Annotated in this window: 18 protein-coding genes; 11 read left to right on the top strand and 7 right to left on the bottom strand. The window is 67.8% G+C overall.

The window, feature by feature from the left end; genetic code table 11:
• The first annotated feature begins 15 nt into the window (after positions 1 to 15).
• Genes argG through argC form a run of 3 tightly spaced genes read left to right on the top strand, consistent with a single transcriptional unit; the run spans position 16 to position 3,336 of the window.
• Entirely contained in the window at positions 16 to 1,209 is a 1,194-nt protein-coding gene (gene argG, locus HUA74_RS04000) for an argininosuccinate synthase (RefSeq protein ID WP_174453461.1), read from the top strand.
• A gap of 1 nt (position 1,210) precedes the next feature.
• Positions 1,211 to 2,272, top strand: coding sequence for a hypothetical protein (locus HUA74_RS03995; protein WP_141643554.1), 1,062 nt, complete (start codon positions 1,211 to 1,213; stop codon positions 2,270 to 2,272).
• Positions 2,269 to 3,336 (top strand): N-acetyl-gamma-glutamyl-phosphate reductase, encoded by a 1,068-nt coding sequence (argC, locus tag HUA74_RS03990; RefSeq protein WP_141643555.1) that lies wholly within the window; start codon positions 2,269 to 2,271, stop codon positions 3,334 to 3,336. Before HUA74_RS03995 ends, argC begins: the two co-directional genes overlap by 4 nt.
• 69 nt (positions 3,337 to 3,405) lie before the next feature.
• Here argC and HUA74_RS03985 read toward each other — a convergent pair whose 3' ends face one another.
• Complete coding sequence (locus tag HUA74_RS03985) at positions 3,406 to 3,984, bottom strand: hypothetical protein (RefSeq protein ID WP_174453460.1); 579 nt, start codon at positions 3,982 to 3,984, stop codon at positions 3,406 to 3,408.
• Between the two features lie 364 nt (positions 3,985 to 4,348).
• On the opposite strand from HUA74_RS03985, the gene HUA74_RS03980 reads away from it, so the two are divergent.
• Together HUA74_RS03980 and HUA74_RS03975 are read left to right on the top strand one after the other, a co-directional pair.
• The gene (locus HUA74_RS03980) at positions 4,349 to 5,230 is read left to right on the top strand and encodes an ATP-grasp domain-containing protein (protein ID WP_174453459.1); all 882 of its coding nucleotides are present in this window, start codon (positions 4,349 to 4,351) and stop codon (positions 5,228 to 5,230) included.
• Positions 5,231 to 5,329: 99 nt separating this feature from the next.
• Entirely contained in the window at positions 5,330 to 6,931 is a 1,602-nt protein-coding gene (locus tag HUA74_RS03975; protein WP_141643558.1) for a Na+/H+ antiporter, read from the top strand.
• A gap of 65 nt (positions 6,932 to 6,996) precedes the next feature.
• On the opposite strand, the gene HUA74_RS03970 is transcribed toward HUA74_RS03975, so the two are convergent.
• The 6 genes from HUA74_RS03970 to HUA74_RS03945 all read right to left on the bottom strand — a co-directional run bounded on the left by HUA74_RS03970 (position 6,997) and on the right by HUA74_RS03945 (position 13,122).
• The gene (locus HUA74_RS03970; protein WP_174453458.1) at positions 6,997 to 7,944 is read right to left on the bottom strand and encodes a hypothetical protein; all 948 of its coding nucleotides are present in this window, start codon (positions 7,942 to 7,944) and stop codon (positions 6,997 to 6,999) included.
• A 21-nt stretch (positions 7,945 to 7,965) separates the two neighbouring features.
• Positions 7,966 to 8,763, bottom strand: a complete 798-nt coding sequence (gene truA / locus HUA74_RS03965; RefSeq protein WP_141643559.1) for a tRNA pseudouridine(38-40) synthase TruA — start codon at positions 8,761 to 8,763, stop codon at positions 7,966 to 7,968.
• 1 nt (position 8,764) lies between these two features.
• Positions 8,765 to 10,048 carry a serine/threonine-protein kinase gene (locus HUA74_RS03960; RefSeq protein ID WP_174453457.1) on the bottom strand — a complete coding sequence of 428 codons (1,284 nt, stop codon included), beginning with the start codon at positions 10,046 to 10,048 and terminating at the stop codon, positions 8,765 to 8,767.
• 36 nt (positions 10,049 to 10,084) lie between these two features.
• The gene (locus HUA74_RS03955) at positions 10,085 to 11,059 is read right to left on the bottom strand and encodes a class I SAM-dependent rRNA methyltransferase (RefSeq protein WP_174453456.1); all 975 of its coding nucleotides are present in this window, start codon (positions 11,057 to 11,059) and stop codon (positions 10,085 to 10,087) included.
• 14 nt (positions 11,060 to 11,073) lie between these two features.
• On the bottom strand, positions 11,074 to 12,399 hold the full coding sequence (locus HUA74_RS03950; RefSeq protein ID WP_141643562.1) for an amidohydrolase family protein: 1,326 nt from the start codon (positions 12,397 to 12,399) through the stop codon (positions 11,074 to 11,076).
• 144 nt (positions 12,400 to 12,543) lie between these two features.
• Complete coding sequence (locus tag HUA74_RS03945) at positions 12,544 to 13,122, bottom strand: hypothetical protein (RefSeq protein WP_174453455.1); 579 nt, start codon at positions 13,120 to 13,122, stop codon at positions 12,544 to 12,546.
• A gap of 1,552 nt (positions 13,123 to 14,674) precedes the next feature.
• On the opposite strand from HUA74_RS03945, the gene HUA74_RS03940 reads away from it, so the two are divergent.
• From HUA74_RS03940 to HUA74_RS45390, 6 genes are all read left to right on the top strand, one after another.
• Complete coding sequence (locus tag HUA74_RS03940) at positions 14,675 to 15,403, top strand: hypothetical protein (protein ID WP_174453454.1); 729 nt, start codon at positions 14,675 to 14,677, stop codon at positions 15,401 to 15,403.
• Between the two features lie 753 nt (positions 15,404 to 16,156).
• Entirely contained in the window at positions 16,157 to 16,567 is a 411-nt protein-coding gene (locus tag HUA74_RS03935) for a methylglyoxal synthase (RefSeq protein ID WP_174453453.1), read from the top strand.
• A gap of 183 nt (positions 16,568 to 16,750) precedes the next feature.
• Positions 16,751 to 17,692, top strand: coding sequence for a hypothetical protein (locus tag HUA74_RS03930; protein WP_174453452.1), 942 nt, complete (start codon positions 16,751 to 16,753; stop codon positions 17,690 to 17,692).
• A 399-nt stretch (positions 17,693 to 18,091) separates the two neighbouring features.
• Positions 18,092 to 18,400: a hypothetical protein gene (locus HUA74_RS03925; protein WP_141643566.1), complete on the top strand. Its 309-nt coding sequence runs from the start codon at positions 18,092 to 18,094 to the stop codon at positions 18,398 to 18,400.
• 554 nt (positions 18,401 to 18,954) lie between these two features.
• Positions 18,955 to 20,463: a hypothetical protein gene (locus HUA74_RS03920; protein WP_141643567.1), complete on the top strand. Its 1,509-nt coding sequence runs from the start codon at positions 18,955 to 18,957 to the stop codon at positions 20,461 to 20,463.
• Positions 20,460 to 23,216 carry a YfhO family protein gene (locus HUA74_RS45390; protein ID WP_254624878.1) on the top strand — a complete coding sequence of 919 codons (2,757 nt, stop codon included), beginning with the start codon at positions 20,460 to 20,462 and terminating at the stop codon, positions 23,214 to 23,216. Before HUA74_RS03920 ends, HUA74_RS45390 begins: the two co-directional genes overlap by 4 nt.
• The last annotated feature ends 5 nt before the right edge of the window (positions 23,217 to 23,221 follow it).

The following is a 23,221-nucleotide window of genomic DNA, read 5'->3' as shown; positions in this document are numbered from 1 at the left end:
GTGAGGAGTGACGACATGAGCAAGAAGAACGTGGTGCTGGCCTTCTCCGGCGGACTCGATACCGCTTTCTGCACGGTGTACCTGCGCGAGCAGGGCTACGCCGTCACCACCGTCACGGTGGACACGGGCGGCTTCCCGCCCGAGCAGCTCGCGAGCATCGCGGCCCTGTCCGCGAAGCTGGGCGCCGTGGAGCACATCAAGGTGGACGCGCGCGGCACCCTCTTCCAGGGCTACCTGCGCTACCTCATCGCCGGCAACGTGCTCCGCGGGCAGCTCTACCCCCTGAGCGTGTCCGCGGAGCGGGCGTGCCAGGCCGTGGAGGTCGTCCGCGTGGCGCGCGAGAAGGGCGTGCAGTCGCTGGCGCACGGCAGCACCGGCGCGGGCAATGACCAGGTGCGCTTCGACGTCGCCTTCCGCTCGCTGGCCGGTGACTTGGAGCTGCTCACCCCCATCCGCACGCTGGGCCTGAGCCGCAAGGAAGAGCTGTCCTTCCTGGCCGAGCGCGGCGTCCACATGCCGCCGAAGCTGGGCTCCTACTCCGTCAATGAGGGCATGTGGGGCACGTCCGTGGGCGGCAGCGAGACGCTCAACTCGTGGAGCGCGCTGCCCGAGGCGGCGTTCCCCTCCGGGGAGATTCCCACCGACTTGAAGCCTCGTCCCCTGACGGTGGGCTTCGAGCAGGGCATCCCCGCGTCGCTGGACGGCAAGGCGCTGGGGCCGGTGGAGCTGGTGGAGGCGCTCAACGTGCTGGGGCGCCAGTACGGCATCGGCCGGGGCATCCACCTGGGCGACACCATCCTCGGCATCAAGGGCCGCGTGGGCTTCGAGGCGCCGGCCGCGCACCTGCTCATCACCTCGCACCGCGAGCTGGAGAAGCTGGTGCTGTCCGGCAAGCAGCTCTTCTGGAAGGAGACCGTGGGCAACCTCTACGGCTCGCTGCTGCACGAGGGGCACTTCTTCGACCCGCTCGTGAAGGACCTGGAGGCGTTCCTCACCTCCTCGCAGGACCGGGTGACGGGCGAGGTGCGGCTCGTGTTGCACCCTCGCTCCATCGTGGTGGAAGGCGTGCGCTCGCCCTATTCGTTGATGGACGCGAAGGTGGCGACGTACGGGGAAGCGAACGTGTTGTGGACGGGCTCGGAGGCCGCTGGCTTCGCCAAGCTGTACGGCGTCGCGCAGATGCTCTCGCACCGGGCGAAGGGAGGCTGACATGAAGGTCTTCGTCGACAAGGTGGGAAGCGTCACCCGCAACCTGGGCCTGGGGCGCACCGTGCACCTCACGCCCGAGGTCAAGGCCGAGGAAGGCGCCGTCATCGCCATCCGCATCCACGGTGAGAAGACGGTCTACAACCAGCTCGAGGACGTCCACGGGCGCCTCGTCACGCTGCACGCGGGCGACATCATGGTGGGCGCCCTGGGGCACCGCAACGCGCTGCACGGCTACGAGGGCGTGGTGCCGGAGTCCGTCACCGTGGGTCAGCGGCTGCACGTGCTGAACATGGGCGGCGTCATCGGCAAGTGCACGTCGCACAACCCCGGCGTGGGCATGCCCTTCGAGGCGGAAGTGCTGGGCCAGGTGCTGGAGTTCCCGGAGCTGATGTCGCGCAATGGGCAGCCTGCGCACGTGATGTCCGGCGCGCTCAAGGGAACGAACGTGGCGGTGAAGTGCCCAGTGGTCTACGTGGTGGGCACGTGCATGAACGCGGGCAAGACGTTCGCCGCCAGCGCCATGGTGCGCAGGCTTGCGCAGGCGGGCTACCGCGTGGGCGGCGCGAAGCTCACGGGCGTGTCGCTGATGCGGGACACGCTGAGCATGCAGGACTCCGGCGCGGACGTGGTGATGGACTTCACCGACGCGGGCATCGTCTGCACGGGGCCGCGCACGGCGGCGCGCGTGGCCAGGGTGCTGTTCTCCGAGCTGGCGGTGTCCGACGTGGACGTCATCGTCGCGGAGACGGGCGACGGCATCATGGGTGAGTACGGCGTCCAGGCGATTCTGGCGGACCCGGAGCTCAAGGCCCTCGCGGGCGCGTGGGTGATGTGCGCCAACGACCCGGTGGGCGCGGCCGGCGGCGTGCGGCACCTGAAGGAGACGTACGGCATCGACGTGGACGTGCTGGCCGGTCCGGCCACGGACAACGCGGTGGGCGTGCGCTTCGTGGAGCAGGTCGTGGGCGTGCCGGCGCGAAACGCTCGCGCGGACCCGGCGGCGCTGGGTGGTCTCATCCTGGAGAAGCTCTCGCCGAAGCTGGGCGCGGGGAGGAAGTCATGACGCGGGCGCATATCTACATCCTGGGGGCCTCCGGTTTCGGCGGAGGCGAGCTGTTGCGGATTCTCTCCGGGCACCCGGCCGTGGCCGGCATCCGCGTCGTGTCCCGGCACCACGCGGGCGAGCCCGTCCACAAGGTGCATCCGCATCTGCGCGGCCTGGTCGACGCGAAGTTCGAGGCGGAGCCGGACTGGCGCTGGCTCGCGGACTCGCAGCAGCCCGTGCTGTTCAGCGCGCTGGGTCACGGTGAGCTGGCCACGCAGTTCCTCGGCCTGGAGAAGAAGTGGGCCGAGGTGGGGCTCGCCGACCGCCTCCTGCTCGTGGACCTGTCCTCCGACTTCCGGTTGGACCACCCGGGACGGTACGCGGGCGCCTATGGCAAGCCGCACCCCGCGCCGGACCTGCTGGGCACCTTCACGTACGGCCTCACCGAGTGGAAGCGCGAGGAGATCAAGGGCGCCCGGCGCATCGCCAACCCCGGCTGCTTCGCCACCGCGGTGCAGTTGGCGCTCTTGCCCATCGCGTCCACGCCGGGCCTGGGCCTGCTGGCCGTCTCGGGGGTGACGGGCTCCTCCGGCTCCGGCTCGCTGCCGGGCGAGGGCACGCACCACCCGACGCGCGCGCACGACTTCCGCGCGTACAAGCCGCTGGAGCACCAGCACGAGGCCGAAGTCGAGGTCATGTTGGTGGCCCACGGCGCGCAGCGCCACCGGCTGGCCTTCGTGCCGCACTCGGCGCCCATGGTGCGCGGCATCTTCGCCACCGTGCAGTTCGAGTGGCCCGAGCACGGCGGCGCGGTGGTGACGCAGTCGCTGACGGACAAGTTCCGCCGCTATTACGAGGGCTCCAAGTTCGTCCGCATCGTCGAGGGCACGCCGCGCGTCGCCGCCGTCACCGGCAGCAACTTCTGCGACATCTCCGTGGCGACGAAGGGCCGCTCCGTGGCCGTCATGGCCGCGCTGGACAACCTGGTGAAGGGCATGGCCGGCCAGGCCGTGCAGAACTTCAACGTGTCCCTCGGCTTTCCCGAGGACACCGGGCTGCGTCAGGCCGCCTGCTACCCGTGAACAACGCCGCACCCGCTCCGGTGGCCTCGGAGCGGGCGCGGTGGCCCACGGCCTGCTTCGCCGCGAGGGCTAGAGGACGCGGGTGATGGTGAGCTGAGCGATGCCCCCCAGCGAGGACACACCCGCGGGGTTCAGGCAGGCCAGGTTCAACAGCGCCGTCGTGTAGACAATCGACCAGGTCGCGGTGGAGCCGTAGTACTTCCCGTGCAGCACCGTGCCCGCGTAGGTCACCACCGTCGTCAGGCCCACGACGCCGACCTCGACCGAGGTGTAGTCGAACCGGGACGTCTCTCCGGTGTTCCAGGTGATGGTGGCCTCGCCGGCCCCCGTCGTCAGCGGGCTCGAACACGTCAGCCCCGTCTGGAGGTTGGGGCCCGTCGATACGCTGCCGTTGAGGACCACCTGTCCGAGCACCGTCAGGCAGTTGCTGAAGGCCGAGGCCGTCGACACGTTGATGTTCTGCGGATTCATCGTCGCCGCTGGCGAGAAGGTCCGGGTGGACGTCCCCAACTCACAGATGACACTCACCGGCTCGACAGCGAGGGCCGAGCCCACCGGAGAGGCCAGCACCGCCAGGAACGCACCTCTCAGCAGCACGCTCCCGAGACGACGCACGTTTCCACCGGCAACCATATCGTCCATTTTCATGATGTCTCCAATGACTGGGTTCAGGCCGGCCAAGACACCCACGCGAAGGCAGACGCCCTCCCAATGACTGTCATCCAGCCCGGCGCCACTCTGGCGACTGGGAATGACGTCAGCAATTGAACCTGAGGGTACGGGTACACCAACGCCGTGCCGGGAGTGCGGGCGATGACGTTGCCCGCAATCAGCGCTGTCAGGCTTCACCGGGGGCTCGCGTCTGTTTCACTCAACGCCCCCACTTCCTTCCAGGCACCGCCCATTCTCGGGCGAGCGTCCCGCCGGGAGCACGTCAGGCCGCGCTCGAGTTCGCGTCGGAGGAGGCCCGCCCGGCAATCCCCGCCGTGCGCCCTCCACGAAAGCGGTGCCCATGCCTCGACGCTCCCGTCCTGCAAGTGCCCTCGTCTTCGGTCGCAATCCCTCTCAGTACGACACATTCGACGTGGAGGCCGAAGCCGCGGAGTCCCTGGGCCTCGACACGTATCAGGTGGACCTGGCCGCCCTCCTCCATGGCAACCTGGAGCGCGCGCTCGACGCGGTACCGGAACATGGAACACTCCGGCTGCTCTACCGGGGGTGGATGCTCACAGAAGAGGAGTACGGCGCGCTCGACGAGGCCCTCTCCGAGCGCGGCCACCGGCTGCTGACCACCCCCACGCAGTACGCCGCCGCAATGTACCTGCCGAACTGGTACCCCCGCCTCGCCCGCTACACCGCGCGCTCCATCTGGACCGAAGGCACGGACGCCCAGGAGGCCTGGCGAGCCGCCCAGGAGCTCGGGCCTGCTCCGTACATCCTCAAGGACCATGTGAAGTCCGCCAAGGAGCGCTGGGAGGAGGCCTGCTTCGTCCCGGCTGGCGCCACGCGCGAGGACTTCGAGCGAACGTGCGCCAACCTCGTGGAGGAGCGTGGTGAACGCTTCGAGCGGGGACTCGTCGTCCGGAAGTACCTGCCCCTCAAGGTCTACGGCAGGATGCCCACCGGCCCCGCGCACCTGGAGTTCCGCCTCTTCTTCGGACACGGCCGCCTGCTCGCGGCCGAGCCGTACCACGAGTTCGACGTCGAGGTTCCGGACTTCACCGCCTTCGAGCCCCTGGGCCGCCGCATCGACTCGCCCTTCTTCTCCCTCGACGTCGCCATGCTGGAGGACGGCGGCTGGGCCGTCGTCGAGGTGAATGACGGCGGCGTCTCCGGCCTGCCTCCGGGGTTGGACCCTCGTGCCCTCTTCGAGCCCCTGCTGGGGGCCGGGTAGCCAGGCACCCGCCACGCCGGCCCCGCCCAGGAGCAACCTTCGCGACGCGCTCCTGGGTTATGGTGCGCAAAGGTTTGACGTCAAAACAGGCAAGGAACGATGCACTTCGAATTGGCCTTCGTCCTCATCTTCGCAGTCGCGACCGCGGTGGCCATCGCGGCGCGGTACTTCAAGATTCCCTACACGGTGGCCCTGGTGGTGGCGGGGCTGACGTTGGGTGCGGTGCATCTCTTCGAGCCGCCGCATCTCACCAAGGAACTGCTCTTCGCCATCATCCTGCCAGGCCTCTTGTTCGAGGCGGCGTTCCACGTCGAGTTCCGCAAGTTCTGGAAGAACAAGCTGACCATCCACGCCATGGCGATTCCGGGCGTGGCGGCCTCGGCGGGCCTGACGGCGCTCATCCTCTCGGAGTGGGTCGAGGGAATGAACGTGGTGAGCGGCTTCGGGATGATTCCGGCGATGGTGTTCGCGGCGGTCATCGTATCGACGGACCCGATTGCCGTGGTGGGGTTGTTCAAGACGCTGGGCGCACCCAAGCGCCTGCTCATCCTGGTGGAGGGAGAGAGCCTGCTCAACGACGGCACCGCCGTGGTGCTCTTCACGCTGGTGGTGGGCGTGGCGATGGGAGGCCAGTTCACCGTGGGCGGCGCGGTGATGGACTTCATCAAGGTCGCGGGCATGGGCGTGCTGGTGGGCAGCGCGGTGGGGTATGCGGCGGCGCGGGTCATCAAGCGTGTGGATGACGCGATGGTGGAAATCACCTGCACGGTCATCGCGGCGTACGGCTCATTCGTCATCGCGGAGAACTTCCACTACTCGGGCGTCATCGCGACGGTGGTGGCCGGCATGCTCTGTGGCAACTGGGCCACGCACGAGGGCATGAGCCCCACCACGCGCGTCGCGGTGGAGAGCTTCTGGGAGTACTGGTCCTTCGCGCTCAACTCGGTGGTGTTCCTCCTCATCGGCCTGGAGGTGAACCTGTCGTCGCTGCTGGCGTCGTGGAAGCCGATTCTGGCGGCCTACGTGGCGGTCATCGTTGGACGGGCGGTGGTGGTGTACGGCGTGTCCGCGCTGCTGAGGCTCACGTCGGAGCGCATGCCCTGGTCCTGGAGCGCGGTGCTCACCTGGAGCGGCCTGCGTGGCGCCATCTCCATGGTGCTGGTGCTCAGTCTTCCGGCGGACTTCGACCACCGCGAGCTCCTGGTGAACATGACGTTCGGCGTGGTGGTGCTGTCCATCGTCTTCCAGGGCCTCTCCATGGCGCCGCTCCTGCGCAAGCTGGGCATCACCGGCCTGAAGGACGCGTACCAGGAGCAGTACGAACTGGCGCGCGGCCGGCTGGGCGCCATCCACGCCGCGATGGCCGCGCTCGAGGCCCTGCGTCGCACGCGTGAGATTCCCGCCGACGTGCTGACCCAGTTGGAGAAGGACTACCAGGAGAAGGAGCGCGTGACGGAGACGGAGCTGGCGCAGCTCAAGCAGCAGTCGATGCGCTTCCACGAGGAGGAGCACCAGGAGGCCGTCCGCCGCATGCTCATCGTGGAGAAGGAGTCGCTGCTCAAGGCGTACCAGTCCGCCGCCATTGGCAAGGAGGCCTTCGAGCGACTCACCGCGGAGCTGGATGAGCGCATCGCCCATGCCGACGCCGCGGAGATCCACACGTCGGTGCCCGCCACGCCCGCCGGGGCCGTCGGGACCTGACGTCAGGCGGTCCTCGCGTCACGGGTGGCCTTCACGGGCTCCCGTGACGCGGGCGCTACGGGCCTTCAGACCGCTGGCGTCTTGGAGGTATCCGAAGTCGCGGGCGGCGCCTCGGAGAGCGACTGCTCGGGCAGGCGAATCACCGGGTCCGGGCGCTCCACCTCCGAGGGAACCGCTTGCACCGCGCTCGCGGTCGCGGCTCCGAGGGACTCCACCGCGGACACGGACGTGTCCACACGTCCCTCGGCGCTCGATGACGAACCATCGACCGATGTGTCCACCCGTGCTTCGGCCCCTGATGCGGACGACACCGGGCTTTGAATCGACGTGTCCACGCGTCCCTCGGCGCTCGCAGCGGATTCGCCCGGACCGGGACTCGACGTCTCGACATGTCCCGCGACGCTCGCGGATGCTCCAGGCGCCTCGGCGGATGTATCGACTCGAGCCCCGGCGGCTGACTCGGCCTCGCGCTGCTCCAGCCTCGCGCCGCCCTGCTCCGCCGCGCGGAGGAACTCGTCGTACTCGGACTTGCGCTCCTCGGCCTTGGATTGGGTCTTCTCGGATTGTTGCGCGGCGGCGGCCCTTCCGGCCTTCAGCGCGCGCGCACTGACGACGATGCCCGCCCCGAACACCGCGACGTTCAGCACCGAGCCCAGCCCACCCAGCCACAATGAGTCCACGCCGCCCTGGACGTAGCCCAGCGCGAGCACGAAGACCGCGCCGGACACGGCCGCGCCAGCCGCCGTCTGCCAGGGCTTCAGCTCCATCACCCGGCCCGCGCCGTAGCAGAGCACCGGCAGCACGCCGACCAACCACACGTTCTCCAGCAGCACCGCCACCAGCACCTTCAACGAGTGGAAGGGCAGCGCCTGCACGCGCAGATTCAGCCGCAGCGTCAACGACACGCTGAGGGCCGAGCCCAGGACAAGCGAGATGAAACCCAGTCCAACGATGAACTGGAAACGGCGGATTCGAACACGCAGCGGCTCGAGGACACTCGGCTTGGGGCTCACGGGCAGGCAGCCTACCCCAGTTCAGCCCTCGTCCTCGTCAACGTCCGCTTCCCCCCCCGGAGTCCGAGGAGGCGGGCCATCCGCGTAGAAGACCTGCTCCAGCACCAGCCCCTGGGGCGGCGCCGTCTGTCCCGCGAGCTTCCGGTTGCGCGAGGCCAGCACCTCCGCCACCCACGCCTCGGGCCGCTTCCCCTTGCCCACGTCCACCAGCGTCCCCACGAGGTTGCGCACCATGTGCTTCAGGAAGGCCGTGCCCTCCACCACGATGGAGATGGCGCCCCCGGCCTCCCCCTCCACCGTGATTTTCCGCACCTCGCGAACCGCGTGCTTCGCCTGACAGTCCGCGGCCCGGAACGCGGAGAAGTCATGCCGGCCGAGCAGGTGCGCTGACGCCCTGCGCATCGCCTCGACATCCAGCGGCGCGAAGACCTCCCAGTGCGTCGTGCGGTGCAGCGGGGAGCGCGTGCGGCGATTGTTCAGACGGTAACGGTAGCGTTTGCCTCGGGACCAGCGGCGCGGGTCGAACCCCTCGGGTGCCTCCACCGCGTCCACCACCGCCACGTCGTGCGGCAGCAGGCCGTTGAGCCCCATGACGTACGCCTTCATGGGAAGCACCCGCTCCGTGTCGAAGCAGATCACCTGCCCCGTGGCGTGGACGCCAGAGTCCGTGCGCCCGGCGGACCGTACGGACACGGGCTCGCTCAAGAGCCGCGACAGCGCCTCCTCCATCACCGCCTGGAGCGAGCGCCCATTGGGCTGCACCTGCCAGCCCACGTAGCGAGTGCCCTCGTATTCGAGCGTCAGCTTCAGCCGAGGCATGTCAGCGGTACTTGAGCCAGGACTCGAGGAGCTCCGCCACCATGCGCCCCGCGGGGACACCGTTGCGCCGGGCCACCGCCTCCACCGCCTCCAGCACCTCCATGGAGAGGGGCACGACCAGCATGCGCGGCTCGGTGCGCTCGTCGGGCCCCCCCGGCGCCAGGGCGGCAATGCCCGGGGGGATGGTGAGCGGCGCGGTGACGGCGGGAGGTGGCTCGGACACCGGGGCCGGAGGAATCCCGGGGTCCAGGGATGCCACGACCTCCGACAGCTCCAGCGCCTCCTCGGCGGTGGGCGCGGTGGCGTTGCGGCTGCGCAGCCGGCGCTGCTCCTCCTGGAGCTCCTCCTCGAAGAGCTGCTTGATGAAGTTGGCCAGGTGCAGCGGCGTGGGCGTGAAGTCGTACGCGTCCAAGAACGCGTCCAGGTCCTTCTGCATCTCCGCCGCCGTCTGGTAGCGCCTGTCGCGGTCTCGCTCCAGCGCCTTCATCAGGATGACTTCCACGCGCTCGGGCAGGTCCTCGCGGAAGTACGAGGGCGCGTAGATCTTCCCCTCGGTGATGCTGCGCATCACGGCGACCTCGGACTCGCCCGTGAAGAGCTTGAAGCCCGTGAGCCACTCGTAGAGCACCACGCCGAGCGAGAACACGTCGCTGCGGCAGTCCAGCGCCTTGCCCAGACACTGCTCCGGGCTCATGTAGCTGAGCTTGCCCTTGATTTCGCCCGTGCGCGTCTGGCCCACCTGGTTGGCGGCCTTGGCGATGCCGAAGTCGAGAATCTTCACCGAGCCGTCGAAGGCGACGACGATGTTCTCCGGCGACACATCCCGGTGGACGATGTTGAGCGGGCTGTCGTACAGGTCCGCCTTCGTGTGCGCGTGGTGCAGGCCCGCGCAGACACACGAAGCAATCTTCACCGCGTACACCAGCGGGAAGGGAATCCCGAGCGCCTCCGCCTTGGGGACGACGCGGCGCATGTCCCGGCCGGCCACGTACTCCATCGCGATGAAGTAGCTCTCCGCGATCTTCCCCAGGTCGTGAATCTGCACCACGTTGGGGTGGTTGAGCTGGGAGGCGAGCCGGGCTTCGTTGAGGAACATCTTCACGAAGGCCGCGTGCTTGGAGAGGTGCGGGCGGATGCGCTTGATGACGACGGGCGACTCGCGGCCGTCCTCGCCTTCCTGGTGCGCGAGGAAGATCTCCGCCATCCCTCCGACGGCGATGCGGTCGATGAGCCGGTACTTGCCGAAGCGACCGGTTTCGCGCTGCTGCGGTGCGGCGGGAGACATGGCGTCCTGACCTTACCCGCGCCAGGGGCCCTGGTGCTAACGAAGTTGGACGACGTGGACCTTCAAGGCCGGCTCCTGGCCAGGAGGGCTCGGAAAGTCGAGGGAAGAAGGACCCGAGGAATCCACCGCCCTGCCCTGCCGCCCCGCGAGGGAGAGGCCCTCGGACACCATGGCCTCGAAGCGCCGGGCGGGCAGGCCCGCGTGGTTGCAGCAGGCGACCAGCCGTCCCCCGGGGGCGACGACGCGCGCGGTGGCCTCGGCCAGCCGGGCATAGTCACGGGCGGCGGAGAAGCGGGCCTCCTTCGTGTTGGAGAACGACGGAGGGTCCGCGATGACGAGGTCGAACGTCTCGCCCTTCTTCGCCAGACGCTTGAGCCAGTCGAAGACATCACCGGCCACGTAGTCATAGCGGTCCACGGGCTGGCCATTGAGCTGGGCGTTCTCCTCACCCCACTCCAGTACGCGGCGACTCGCGTCCAGGTTGAGCGCCCGCTTCGCGCCGCCCGCTTTCGCCACCACTCCGAATGCACAGGTGTAGGCGAAGAGGTTGAGCACGGTGAGGCCGCGAGCCTCTTTCAAGAGCCACGCGCGAGTGTCGCGCATGTCCAGATACAGCCCCACCGAGAGGCCCTGTCCGGGGCGGATGAGGAAGGACAGGCCGTTCTCCAGGGCCGTGAGGGACTCCACCGGCTCGCCCCGGGCGGAGGTCTCCGGGGCCAGCGTCTCCTTCGCCACGTTGGCGAGGACCCGCGCCTCGCGGGGACGGCGCTTGAGATACAGGCTCGTCGGCGCCCACGCCGTCATCGCGGCGTCGAGCAGCGCTTCTTCCTCCGTGGGAGAGAAGTCGCGGTAGAGGCTGAGGACATACAGGCCACCGAAGCGGTCCGCCGTCACGTCGGGGACGCCATCGGCCTCGCCGTGGAGGACGCGAAAGGCGGTGGTGCGAGCGTCGGTCAACAGGGGGCCGCGCCGGGCGTGCGCGGTCCGAAGCGTGTCCACGAGGGTGGGCATGGGCCCTCCCTGTATCAGCTTCCCAGTCGGGCGCGAGACCAGACGCGCTCGAGCGCCTCGGTGGCGGCGCGGGAGAGGTCCACGTAGTCGGAGCCCAACAGCTGGCCTTCGCGCACGCGGACGCGTCCATCGACGATGGTCCAGGCCGCGGGCGAGCGGGCGAGCTGGCCGATGAGATACGGCGAGTAGCCCGTCTCGGGGTCGGCCGCGGGCACGGAGTCGTAGACGACGAGGTCCGCGAGGCTGCCCTCCTCCACGGTGCCCGAGGGCAGGCCGAACAGGCGGGTACACAGCTCCGCGGGGCCGCTGACGAGCAGGTGCGCGAGGGTGCTGTCCACGTCCGGCAGGTGCCCGGCGCGGGAGATGCGCAGCACGCCCACGAGGGCCGCGAGCAGTTCGTCCTGAAGGGTGCCGTGGCCGCCCGTGCCCAGTCCAAGCAGGTGCAGCCGCAGGAGGATGGCCTCCATCGGGTCCGTGCCGCGCTCCAGGGTCCGCACGCCACGGGCCGCGAGCGAGACGAAGGTTTCAGTCTGCTCCAGGCGCGCGGCCTCGGAGCTGTCCAGCGCGCGCGCATAGCCGGCGATGGCGCGAGGACCCAGCAGGCCCAGCGCGTCGAGCCGGGGCACCACCCGCTGACCGTGACGAGCGTAGGTGGTGCTGAGGTCGTCCTCGTTCTCCGCGAGGTGGAAGACGGTGGGGACTTCGAGCTCCGCGCTGAGGCGGGAGATGCGCGAGAGGAGCGAGTCCTCGCAGGTATACGAGGCGTGGAAGCCCAGCGCGCCGCGCACCAGGGGGTGCTTCGCGTAGCGGCGGGCGAAGTCCGCATTGGCGTCGAGCCATGCGTCAGCCTGAGCGGCGCCATCCATGCTGTGGGTGGCGTGGCTCGTCACCAGTCGGAGGCCGACGCTCTCGGCCGCGCGGGCCTGGGCGGTGAGCCCTCCGGCCACGTCGGCGCAGGCGAGGTGCTCCACGACGAGGGTGACACCATCTCGAAGCGCGCGGGCGGCGGCGAAGCGCGTGAGGGCCTCGATGTCCTCGGAGGAGACGAGGCGGGCCACGCGGCGCATGCGCTCCAGTCGCTCGCGAGGCGGCAGGAGGAGGAACTGGCCATTGGGCGGCAGGAGCTGGCCGTTGACGAGGTGCGAGTGGCTGTCCACGAGCCCGGGGGCGACGAGGCGGCCTCGACAGGCCACTTCCCAGTCACCTGGAAGGACAGGCACCTGCGCGTCCGGAGCGACGCGGCGGATGACACCACCCTCGACGACCACGGCCATACCGCGCCTGACCCGGCCATCCGCCCGGAACACAGCGCAGTTTTTCAACAGCAGGCGACCTTCCATGTCCGGCAACTGTCATAGCACGGGTCCCGGAAGGCGGGCGCGGGGTAAGTCCCGGAATCCGGGGTCGGCAACGAAGACTTGCCATCGCCTGCACCACTTATCGAACTACAGCATGCATACTTCGGCTATCATGTCCAGTTGATGCTACCATTTCTTGTCGATCAACCGGTCAAGCACATGATCCTTGTCGATGTGCCCAACACCCCGATCCGTCGTCCCCTCGTTCACTAGCCGTACCTTCTCGATAAACGAGTCCATCTCAGGTTGGGTGAGCCCCCGCAGCTCTCCCAGCCTGCGCAAGTAACTCTCCACTTCGCGAGAACAAACAGCACGATGGGCCGAACTGAGCTTTTCATCATTTGGGAAACGCCTGAGTAAAACTGCTTGCGTTGCTACATCAACGAGAGCGACGGCTACCGCGACAGGATGGCAGTGGTCGCGCCGATTCAGATAGAGCATCCGCTCCGCTGGGATAAACACCGTCCCTTTGGGGGCCCACAAAACAGACAGCGCTGCTCTTTGTGCTCTCCTGAATCGAGATAGGTCAGCCTCTCGAAGGACACGAATTCCATCAAGCACCAAGGCGAAGTCGCTCTCATCCCCTCCGTAGATCGTGAATCCCTCCCACTCTTTTCGCTCATGAACAGAAAGCATGAGTCGATAAGTGTAGCCACTAAGCCAGGACCGGATCTTTCCTAGAAAACTCACAAGCAAAATCTTCATCTATACCTCCCAGCGAAAGCAACCCTCTCTGCCAAGGAGAGGGAGACAGTCCGTACCCTGCAGTTTAGGGTCGTGTCCTATTACTACTTGATCAGATGCGGGACGGCCCGAGAGGAGGAGCGCGAGCTCCGAGTCTGCGGAGGCACAGCGGGCAATGGCCGATGCGGCGCAGCAGCAGGTGCTGAAGGCGACGTCGAACCTGAGGAAGCGTCCACGGCGTCTTGCTCCGGGGGGAAAAGCCGCAGTGGTCACCGAAAACCGGCCAATGAAGGTCCCCTGAAAAGCGGCCAATGGGGAGGGCCGAGACGTTGACGCCCGGGTAGGACGTGGAGTCCGCCCGGGGAATGGGCAACGTCTTGAGCGACGAGAAGCAGCAGCAGGTCATCGGCCTGACAGGTTGAACCGAAGAATCCTCATGCCCGCAACCACCGTCATCCCCCTGCTCATGACCTTCAAGGAATGACCTCCGCCTCCACGGAGTAAGGCTGAGTCTCCAGCCATCGCGCATGGTGGCGAGTCCGCAGTTCGACCTGGAGCGTGACGACGGCACGATTGCCGGCGCCGGCCCTCCGCTCGCAGCAAACGCTCAATCTGTCTCCAGCCACAGCACCGTCATGGCACTCCCGCCAGGAGAAGTTGGGCCAGTTACCCCAATGCTCGATGCGGGGGCCCTTCAGGACAACACCCGTCTCACGGCGCAGATGAGCAAGCACCTCGGACCGCGATTCGCACGAAGCGCTGGACTCAGCACGACCCCAGAACATCAGAGCGAGTTGCCCGACCGAGAGAAACTCGAGCCAGACACTCCCTGACCGCCCCGCCAGCACCGCCGTTCCCGTGGGGGGAATCCCGACCGCGCCTCCCCATGGTTCCGAGCAGACTTCGGTCAGGACACGACCCGCCACGTGGACGGGCACGCAACTCTTTCCCGAAGGCTCCGCAGCCAGGGAGAAGCCCGAGATGAGCATCACCGCCCACGCGCCGTGAATGAAGTCTCTTCGGAACAACACTTTCGCTCCATTCCCTGGGGCTTCTCGCGAGTGGCCAGACTAACCCATGACCTCCACCGCACCGCGAGACAGCCCACTCCAAGCAAGCAACGTCGAACCATGACGTCGCCATGATTTAGACCGTGCGTCCATTCGATATGCTCCGTCGGCCTCCATCTGAACGCCGAGCCTGGGCTCACGTCTCCGAAAGCTGCCTCGAAGCGAATTTCATTCGAGGAACAGGAGAGTGCTGGAGTGGAGCGGACGCGGCGGACGGTCCCTGCTTCGCCAGGGGGTGGCGGAACGGCTTCTCGTAGCGGGGCGAGGTCGGCGGCGGGAAGGAGTCCAGGACGCTGCACGAGACAAGAAGACAACGGGCTGGTTTGTGTTCCTGGAGCCCTATCCGAGCGGCGGCGGGGCTGCCTATAGTTGTCGCATGAGCCATGCGTCGTGGAACGCGGATCTTCAAGGTCGCGCACCAGCGAGGTCATCTTGCTCATCCGACATCCCGCCGGTCCCGCGGTGCAGCAGACAGGAGATTGAGCATGACGAAGAGAGCACTCTTGTTGGCGGCGGTCCTGGCCGCGGGTTGCGGCAGTGAGGCCAAAAAGGCCATCGAGCAGCGCCGCATGGCCGTGGCCCCAAAGCTCGCCAAGGTGACATCCATCGCGGACCAGGCGCGGGCGCTGCCGCCGGTGAAGGCGGGCTCGCTCACGCTCGGCGCGGCGCCCCTCGTCATGGCCTTCCTCACGACCACGCCGCTGCGCACCGGCACCGTGGTCTACGCCGAGGACCTCGACGACCTCTCGGTTTTCAAGGACGAGCCTCCGCACTACAAGATGCGCGTGAGACAGGCGGGGCTGGTTCAGGCCTGCGGCCAGCTCCTCGCCAAGGGCACCTACGGCATGCAGACCGCCGCCAACGTGCACGCCAACGTCGCCATCGAGTACCTCGATGCCTGCGCCAACCTCGCCTACGTCTTCGTGCTGCGCACCCGCGAGGTGAAGGGGCGCTCCTTCGAGGGCGACGTCGTCGCCTTCGACCTCGCCGACGGAAAGCCCATCGGAGGCTTCCCGATCTCGTTCACCAGCGAAGGCCGCCGCGACCAGGTGAGCAACACCACGAAGAGCGTGAGCACGCGACGGGTGGGTAACCGCAACCGCACCACTGTCACCGAGACGACCACGACCGCCACGGTGGATGCTGATCGCGAACAACTGCGCAGCGACCTGGATGGCGAGATCGAGGCCGCGATCGTGAAGCTCGCTCCCTCGAGCAAGTGGCTCAACTGACCGAGGTACCCCGAAGACGGTAGCGGGCCTGGAGCGTAATGGTGAAACCTTCACAGGGCCTGCAAGACCTCGTGGGTCTTGCGCCCTGTGAAGCGCCTCGCGAGCGCGCGACTTCACAGAATCGCCGAGTCAATGTGACGACACGCGAGGCTTCCTCGTCCTGCTTGATGCGAGCCACCGTCACCGCCTCCGCGGAGGCCAACTCGACGGGCCTTTCACATACGGCCGTGCCCGTTGCTTCGCGAGGTGAGTGCATCGAAGCGCGTACCCTTCGACCCCTCAGGCATTTCAGCGATGGGCCGAGGATGCTCGATCCGGGCATGCGCGCGTTATCCACCATCGCCTTGGGCTCACGTCGGTTCGTTGTGCCGCCCGTCCCGTCTTGCCCCGCTCTCGTCCCCGTTTGCGGGGCTCACTGGGGGGACATGCGGCCCCGCAGGTCAGCCCGCTCACGCCGGCCGGGAGCATCACTCAGGGGACTTCCTCAACCCCGCTCCACCTTCCCCCTTCAACAGGGCGTCTATCCCGCATATCCGCTGTCTTCGTGACCATGAGGCCCATTGTCCGGAGGGACAGTGTCGATGTCTTTTTTGTGCGAGAGGAGCGGGTGATAACTCGCGGATTCGCGGAGGACGATGTTAGGGGTTGAGCCGAGATGGACGGTGGGTAGGTTCTGGGTATCGCGGGGATATTCAACATCGCCCTCGTGCGGGCCTGACTCTATCGGCCGTCTAGAAACCTAGGGAATCCCGAATGAAACTCCGCATTGCATTGATTGCTCACGACACGAAAAAAGACGACATGCTCGCCCTGGCCGCTGAATACAAAGCCTTCCTCTCAACCTGCACGCTGACCGCCACCGGCACCACCGGCGGCCGCCTGACCAACGAACTGGGGCTGGAAGTGGACCGCAAGCACTCCGGCCCCTTTGGCGGCGACTTGCAGATCGGCTCGCTGTTGGTGGAGGGTGAGATCGACTGCTTGATCTTCCTGCGCGACCCGATGACACCGCAGTCGCACGAACCGGACATCAACGCCCTGGTCCGCGCCTGCGAAGTGCACAATACGCCGTGCGCGACCAACGTGGCGTCAGCACATCTGGTGTTGACTCAACTCGAGCAACGCGCGGCACAAATGAGCAACGGAGGAAGGGAATCCGCATGAACCGCGGCGGCGGTCCTGTATCCATGGACCTGGTGAAGGTGGACCTGCCGCCGCGCGGCGCGCTGGGCCGTGGGGGCGGGGCGCCACCTGAACCTTCTCACGCGACAGTGACCTCCGCGACTACCGGAACCGTACGACGCGTGGGGGCTTGTCACCGGCGTGCGGGCTCGGGAAGGTAGGGGGATGCTCGTTTCGGTCCATCTCTATGCATGGCAGGCCGTCATCGTCGGCAACGCGCGGCTCGGAGGGCGCGACCTGCGAGCGGCGGTGCTCGACGACCCGTGGGTGGGCGTGACGAAGAGGGAGGGGGACGTCTTTCGCGGCTTCGCCTGCGATGGGGATTTCGAGCCCTCGTTCTATGCATGGCTGGATCTCCAGCGGGTGCGGGGCCTGCAAGCGATCCGGACGCTGTGCACCGTCGATCCCGGTGACTGGGCGCTCCACACGCCGCCACCACGGCAGCCCCGGTTGCCGGAGTTCGCCCTCGTCTTCCCGGATCGCGTCGCCTGGTACCGCTACAAGCATTCGAGCCTCGACCCGCGAGGACTGAGCGGACCCTATGAGGAGTGCTTCGTCGAGGTGCCTGAGGAGTCGCGGCCGGCGACGATCACCCCTCTGGAAGAGGCGGAGCGGGAGCTGCTTGTGGCCACCCGGGACTATGTCGCGTTCGTGGAAGCCAGGGCCCGAGCGGATGACGCGACGGACATGTTCTACGCGAAGCAAGGGCGCACCACGTTGGAGCTCCTGGAGGACACGGAGGACTCCTTTCGGGAGAGGCTCATCGCGCTGCGCCAGGAGGAGTTGAAGGAATATCGCCGGCGGGCCAAGCAGTGGCACCCCGTCCAACCGGCGACGAGGGCGATGCGGCCCGTCATCCTGGAGAATGCCGCACGCTGGCTGGTGCGGGACGATTATCTGAGTGTCCTGGAGGCCGCGGGCGCGTCGTGGCGGGCGGTGCGACTGGCGAGAGCCTCGCAGGACGCCTGGCCCCTGAACATGGACGTCGACCGCAGGTCCCAGGAGGATCTTCCGCCCTTCATCCACGCGCCAGGCTATGTCGCCATCGGCCGGCGCTGGGCCTGCGCGGCGGCGGCGGCCCTGAACGCCGCGTTGAACATGCGCTAGGGGAGTGTCCGCAAACTAGAGCCAAAGGCTTGCGACAAGCCCCAGTCCTCGCTCCAATGCCCTTTCCCTATCTCGAAGCACCTGACGATCATGACCCCACGAACCCTCGGTGATTGGCTCGCGACCCGTTGGCGATATGCCACCATGGCTGTGCTCCTGGGGCTGACTGTGTCGCTCGGAGTGCCATATTGCGGGCGGTGGTGGCGCATCGACACGTGCCTCGACTCGGGTGGCGCCTGGAACCATGAACAGAGCACCTGCGAGCACTGACCCCGCTGCCCCACCAGGCCTCGGGACCGGCGATGCCTCAGTCTCCTCCTGCGCCCCAGCAACCATCCTTCTTCGCAGGCGTCCCAGGGGCAAAGTAGCCTGGAGCCCTCCCATAGGATTGAGCGACCCATGACCCTGGACGTTCGTGAACTGATTCATCAAGCGATGGTCGAGCCTCGCCAAGGAGTGCAGTCGCTCGCCCGTGAGATCCGAATCGCCCTTGGCCAGGGTGACCCCGACGCCGCACGAACCTTGGCTTATGCACTGCTGGCACTGGCCGTCGAGAATGACCTCGCACATGAGTCGCTGACGGACGCTGTTGATTGGTTGATTCGTGATGAACGAACCAACATTGCAATCATGCAGCGCCTTCACCGGTACGCACAACTGGCTGGCGACACCCTCCTGGAACAACGACTCACTGGACGCGTGGACTGAACCCACCCCAGACCTCGCGAATCGAGTCCCTCCCATGTGCAACTTCACGGACGAATATCGCGGCAATGTCCTGGAAGAGTGGAGCCAGGGCCATCGCTGGAGATGACGCAGCTCCATCCTTCAGGACACGAGTCATTTCCTCTCGGGTTGCAGGCAAGCTCACAGGTCGAGCCCCCATCCGTGTGAGCGAAGTTCGTCCCGCCGGCGCACACCAGGCCTGGGCCACAATCGCTCGGAGCCGCGCAACGAGTGCCGATGACCTCGAGCATCTTCGCGGCGGGGTCGCTCGCATTCGCCTCACGCTTGCAGCCTGCCAACCCCCAGGTCAGCAAGAGAACCATCACCGCACTCCACGACAACCGATAGGCACGACGCATGTGATCTCCATCTCGGACCGATCCTTGAAAGAGCCCCGGGGGCTTCCTCCTGCCGCATCCCGACGGCTCCCGAGGCACAGGCAGTACCCTGCCATGCCCAGGACCCTACTCGCCCCCTGTCCTTCCCTGCAGGCATGCCTTCGCAGGGCCCCGGGAGCGAAGTAGCCTGCGACCCACATGAGAACGCGGTCCCTCCTCCTCCCCGGTCCAGCGGCCCTGGCGGCACTGGTGCTCACCGTGCGGCTCGGGATGTCGCCGCTCAAGAACTTCGACCTGTTCTTCCACCTCGCCGGTGGACAGTTCGTCTTGAAGAACGGCTTCACTCGCATCGACCCCTTCAGCGTCACCGGCACCGCCGGCTGGGTCCCTCATGAGTGGGGCTTCGGCGTCCTCTGCGTCGCCCTCGTCCGCTGGCTCGGCGCCGCTGGGCCCGCTCTCCTCGTCGCCGGCCTCGTCGCCCTCAACCTCATGCTCCTGTGGACCGTCCTGGAGCGCGCGGCCTCGGGGCGACGTGGGTTGCTCGCCGTGGCGACGCTCGCGGCCCTCCTCGTCGTCTACGCGCCCACGTGGCCTCAAGAGCGCCCCTACCATCTGGGCCACCTGCTCTTCACCCTCGCGGTGCTCGCCATCCAGTCCTGGCGCGCGGGCAATGACCGCATCCTCTGGGTGTTCCCCTTCCTCGGCGCCGTCTGGGCCAACGTCCACGGGAGCTGGCTGCTCGGCCCGGCGCTGCTCGGCGCCACCGCTGTCGGACAGGCCCTGGACGAGGGCACCCCGGAGTCGCGCCGGCGCTCGCTGCGCGCCATCGGCTTCAGCGTCGCCGCGTTCCTCATGGCGGGACTGGGGCCGGACGGGCTCAACATCTACCTGTACCCGCTCCATCACTCGCTGCTGCCGTCCACGCAGACCATCGTCGAGTGGCGCCCGCTCAACCTGGACCTCGCCTCGAGCTGGGCCTACCTCGCGCTCGGCGGCGCGGCCTGCTTCGCCGTGGGACAGGCCCGCGTGCGCAAAGTGGCCATCCTCCTCCCCACCTTCGTGCTCGGCCTCGCCGCCATCAAGGTGCAGCGCCATGCCCCCTTCGCCGCCGTGCTGCTGGCGCTCGCCCTCCTGGAGCATGTCGCGTTGAGCCGGGACACCGCCGTGGCAACGGACGCGCCGGTTGGAGCGTGGAAGCGCTTCTGGTCACGGTTCGATGGACTGACGGCGGGTTGGAACGACAAGGCCAGCGGCGGGCTCTGGCCCACGCTGGCGCTGCTGGGACTCGTCCTGATTCATGCGCAGAGCCCACTGCCGTTCGAGCAGGGCGTGAAGCGCTCCGTCATCCCCATCCCGGTCTTCGAGGCGCTGCGCAAACACCCTCCGGGCAAGGTGCTCAACCCCTTCGTCATCGGCGGCCCCATCTCGTTCTTCGCGGGCGCCGACTACAAGGTGTTCATCGACAGCCGGAACGACCCGTTCCCCATGTCGGTCCACGAGGACTACGACAAGCTCGTCTGGGGCGAGCCCGGCTGGGAAGAAGCCCTGACGCGCTATGACCCGGACTACCTGCTCTGGGACATCGAGAACCCCGGCAACATCCTGCTCGACAACCTGAAGGTGCTCGGCGGCTGGCGCGAGGAGGCTCGTGACGGCAACTACGTGCTGTGGATTCGTGAGCGCACCACCGCGACGGGCCATCCATGACCGCGCGGCGGACGGAAGCGCGGAAGGCGGGGCTCGCCATCGTGGGGCTCGTGGCGATGCTCGCCTTCGCCTACAGCCCGGTGCTGCGCGGAGAGCTGCTCGCCGGTCGAGACGTGTTCCGCGTCTTCTTCCCCGACTCCGCCTTCCTGTTGGAGTCCCTGCGCGCGGGCGAACTGCCGCTGTGGACACCGTACCTGCGACTGGGACAACCGTTCGCGGCCACGCTCTACTCGCAGGTGTTCTATCCACCGCGATGGGTGGCGGTGCTCGTCTCCGGCCCCATCGTCTCGATGACGGTGTTGCACATCGCGCACGCGGCGCTCGCCTCGGTGGGAGTGTTCCTGCTCGCCAGGAAGCTGCGAGCCTCGTGGCCCGCGTCACTCGTCGCGGGGGCGATGTTCGGCCTGTCACCGATGATGACGGACCTGGGCATCCAGCAGAACGTCGTGGACGCGGCAGCATGGAGCGGGTTCATCCTCCTCGCGGCGCATGACCTCGCGCACCGGCCCGGACCCGGTCCGCTCGCTCGCCTCTCCATCTTCTCTGCCCTGTCTCTCTTCGCGGGCTCGCCCGAGACCACGCTGTGGCAGGGAATCGTCGCGGTGCTGGTGGCATTCCTCACGGATTCGTCGAGGCGTCGGGCGCATGAAGGGCCCTCGGCGACACGTGGGTTGCCCACGCCCGAGGCGCATGCAGCCGCTCAGCCGCTACCCATTGGCACGCCTCCCCCTGTTTCGGTCGCGACGTTGGCGGGGCCACACGCCGACACATCGACCGCGAGCGAGCAAGGGACCCAGGTCCGCTCCGATTCTGAAGCAGCGAGCCGAGCACTTCAGCCCCACGCGGTACTGACCGCGGCAGCGTCGCATCACTCCGAAGTCGCGCGGTCGAGCCAGCCTCCGTTCGGCGCCACCTCGGAACTGACGGAGGAGGGCCATCGACCACTCCGTGCGGAACAGTTGATTGCCGCCAGAGCCGCGAGGCCCTCGGACGCGGGACTCGAACAACCTCACCTCCTCGCGCATGAGCACATCGCCGAGCACGGTACGGCCGCGCGGAATCCATCGATGGGTCGCGAAGCGGTCCCCCGTTCTCAGCTCCACGGCGTTCCTTCGTCGGAAGCGCCTTCGAGCACGCGCGACGCACGGACCCGCCTCCAGGCCCGGGGACTCGCGGTGGCGCGTATCACCGGGGGCTTCATCCTGTCCGCCGTGCTCGCGTCGGTGGCGCTGTTCCCTGCGGCGGAGTTCGCTCGGAACTCCCTGCGCTCCCAGCGCGGCTGGGCCGAGCAGCTCGCCTGGTCCGTATCCTGGCCGCAAGTGCTGTCTTCTGTGTGGCCGCTCGCGGACTGGCCTCGTGACAGGTACTGGGGCGAGGACCAGTGGTTCATCCTCAACCTGTTTCTCGGCACCCTGCCCTGTGCGCTCGCCATCGTCGGCGGACTCCATGGCCCGCGTCGCGCACGGCCCTTCATCGTAGGGGCCCTCACGCTGGTGATGCTGAGTCTGGGGCGGCACTTTCCTCCCTCGGCCTGGGTCCTCCAGTCCGTGCCGCCGTTCTCGCTCTTCCGCTACCCCGCGAAGTACTTCGTGGGCGCGGCCTTCTGCCTCGCGGTGCTCTCGGCCTTCGGGCTGGATGCGCTGGGCCGGCTCGCACGAAAGCTGCCTCCCTCCCGACTGAAGGCCGCCATCGCCTTCGTCGCCATGGGCGCAGCCATCGCAGCCATCGGCCCCGTGGTGCGCATGCTCCCCATGCGCGCCTCCGCCGAGGCCGGTGCACCCTGGGTGCCCTTCGCGCTCGGGCTCGCCACCCTCATCCTCTTCCTCCTGCCGTGGTCCTTCGCGCGCCCGCGCCGCGTTCGCCATGGACTCGCGGCTCTCGCCGTCCTCGAACTCGCGGCGGCACACTCGCTGCTGGGGATTCCCAAGTACACGCCCTGGGACTCGCTGCGACAGCCCTTCTCCCTACGCACGCTGTTGCCCCAGCCGTTTCAGGGACGCATCAGCGCGGACATCGAAGGCCCCGAGGACCCCACTCGCGCCGTGGTGACGAACACCATCGAGCGCAGCCTCGACCGCCTCATGCCGAACAGGTTCGTCGAGGAGCGACTGCCCGCGCTCGAAGGCTACGGCGCCCCCGAGCCCGTGCGCTCGGACCGCTTCCACCTCGCCGGAGAGCGCAGCGTCTATGACCTGGCCGGCGTCACGCACTATCTCCGCCAGGGCCCGCCCCCGTTCGACGACCTGGAGTTGCTCCACCGCGCCGAGGACGGCACCACGCTCTCCCGCTCGCGCACCGCCCTGCCCCGAGCCTTCCTCGTCCAGCGCGCCCGCGTCGTCACGGATGACGAAGCCCTGGAGGCGGTGCTGGATGCCGACCAGCCCTTCCGGGAGATTGCCTTCCTCGCCTCGGGCGAGCCACTCGAACGTCCCGATTGCGAAGGCTCCGTGCGGCCCTCCAGCAGCGGAGCCCAGCACCTGGCACTGGACGTGAGGGCTTGCGACGACAGCTACCTCATCGTCTCGGACAGCTACTACCCGGGATGGCGCGCGACAGTGGACGGCAAGGACGCCCCCATCCACCGCGCGGACCACTCGCTGCGAGCCGTGCGCCTTTCACGCGGTGAGCACCACGTCCGCTTCGACTACACCCCGCTCAGCTTCCGCGCGGGACTCCTGCTGTCCCTGCTCGGCTGGGCGGGGCTCGGCTTCGTGTGGCTCAGGGCGGGACGACGTCCAGTCGCCCCGGCGTGACGGAC

The organism is Myxococcus sp. CA051A (assembly GCF_013336705.1).
Classification (GTDB): Bacteria; Myxococcota; Myxococcia; order Myxococcales; family Myxococcaceae; genus Myxococcus; species Myxococcus llanfairpwllgwyngyllgogerychwyrndrobwllllantysiliogogogochensis.
Note: the sequence above shows the minus strand (reverse complement) of the source record. Positions and strands in the feature narration are given on the sequence as shown.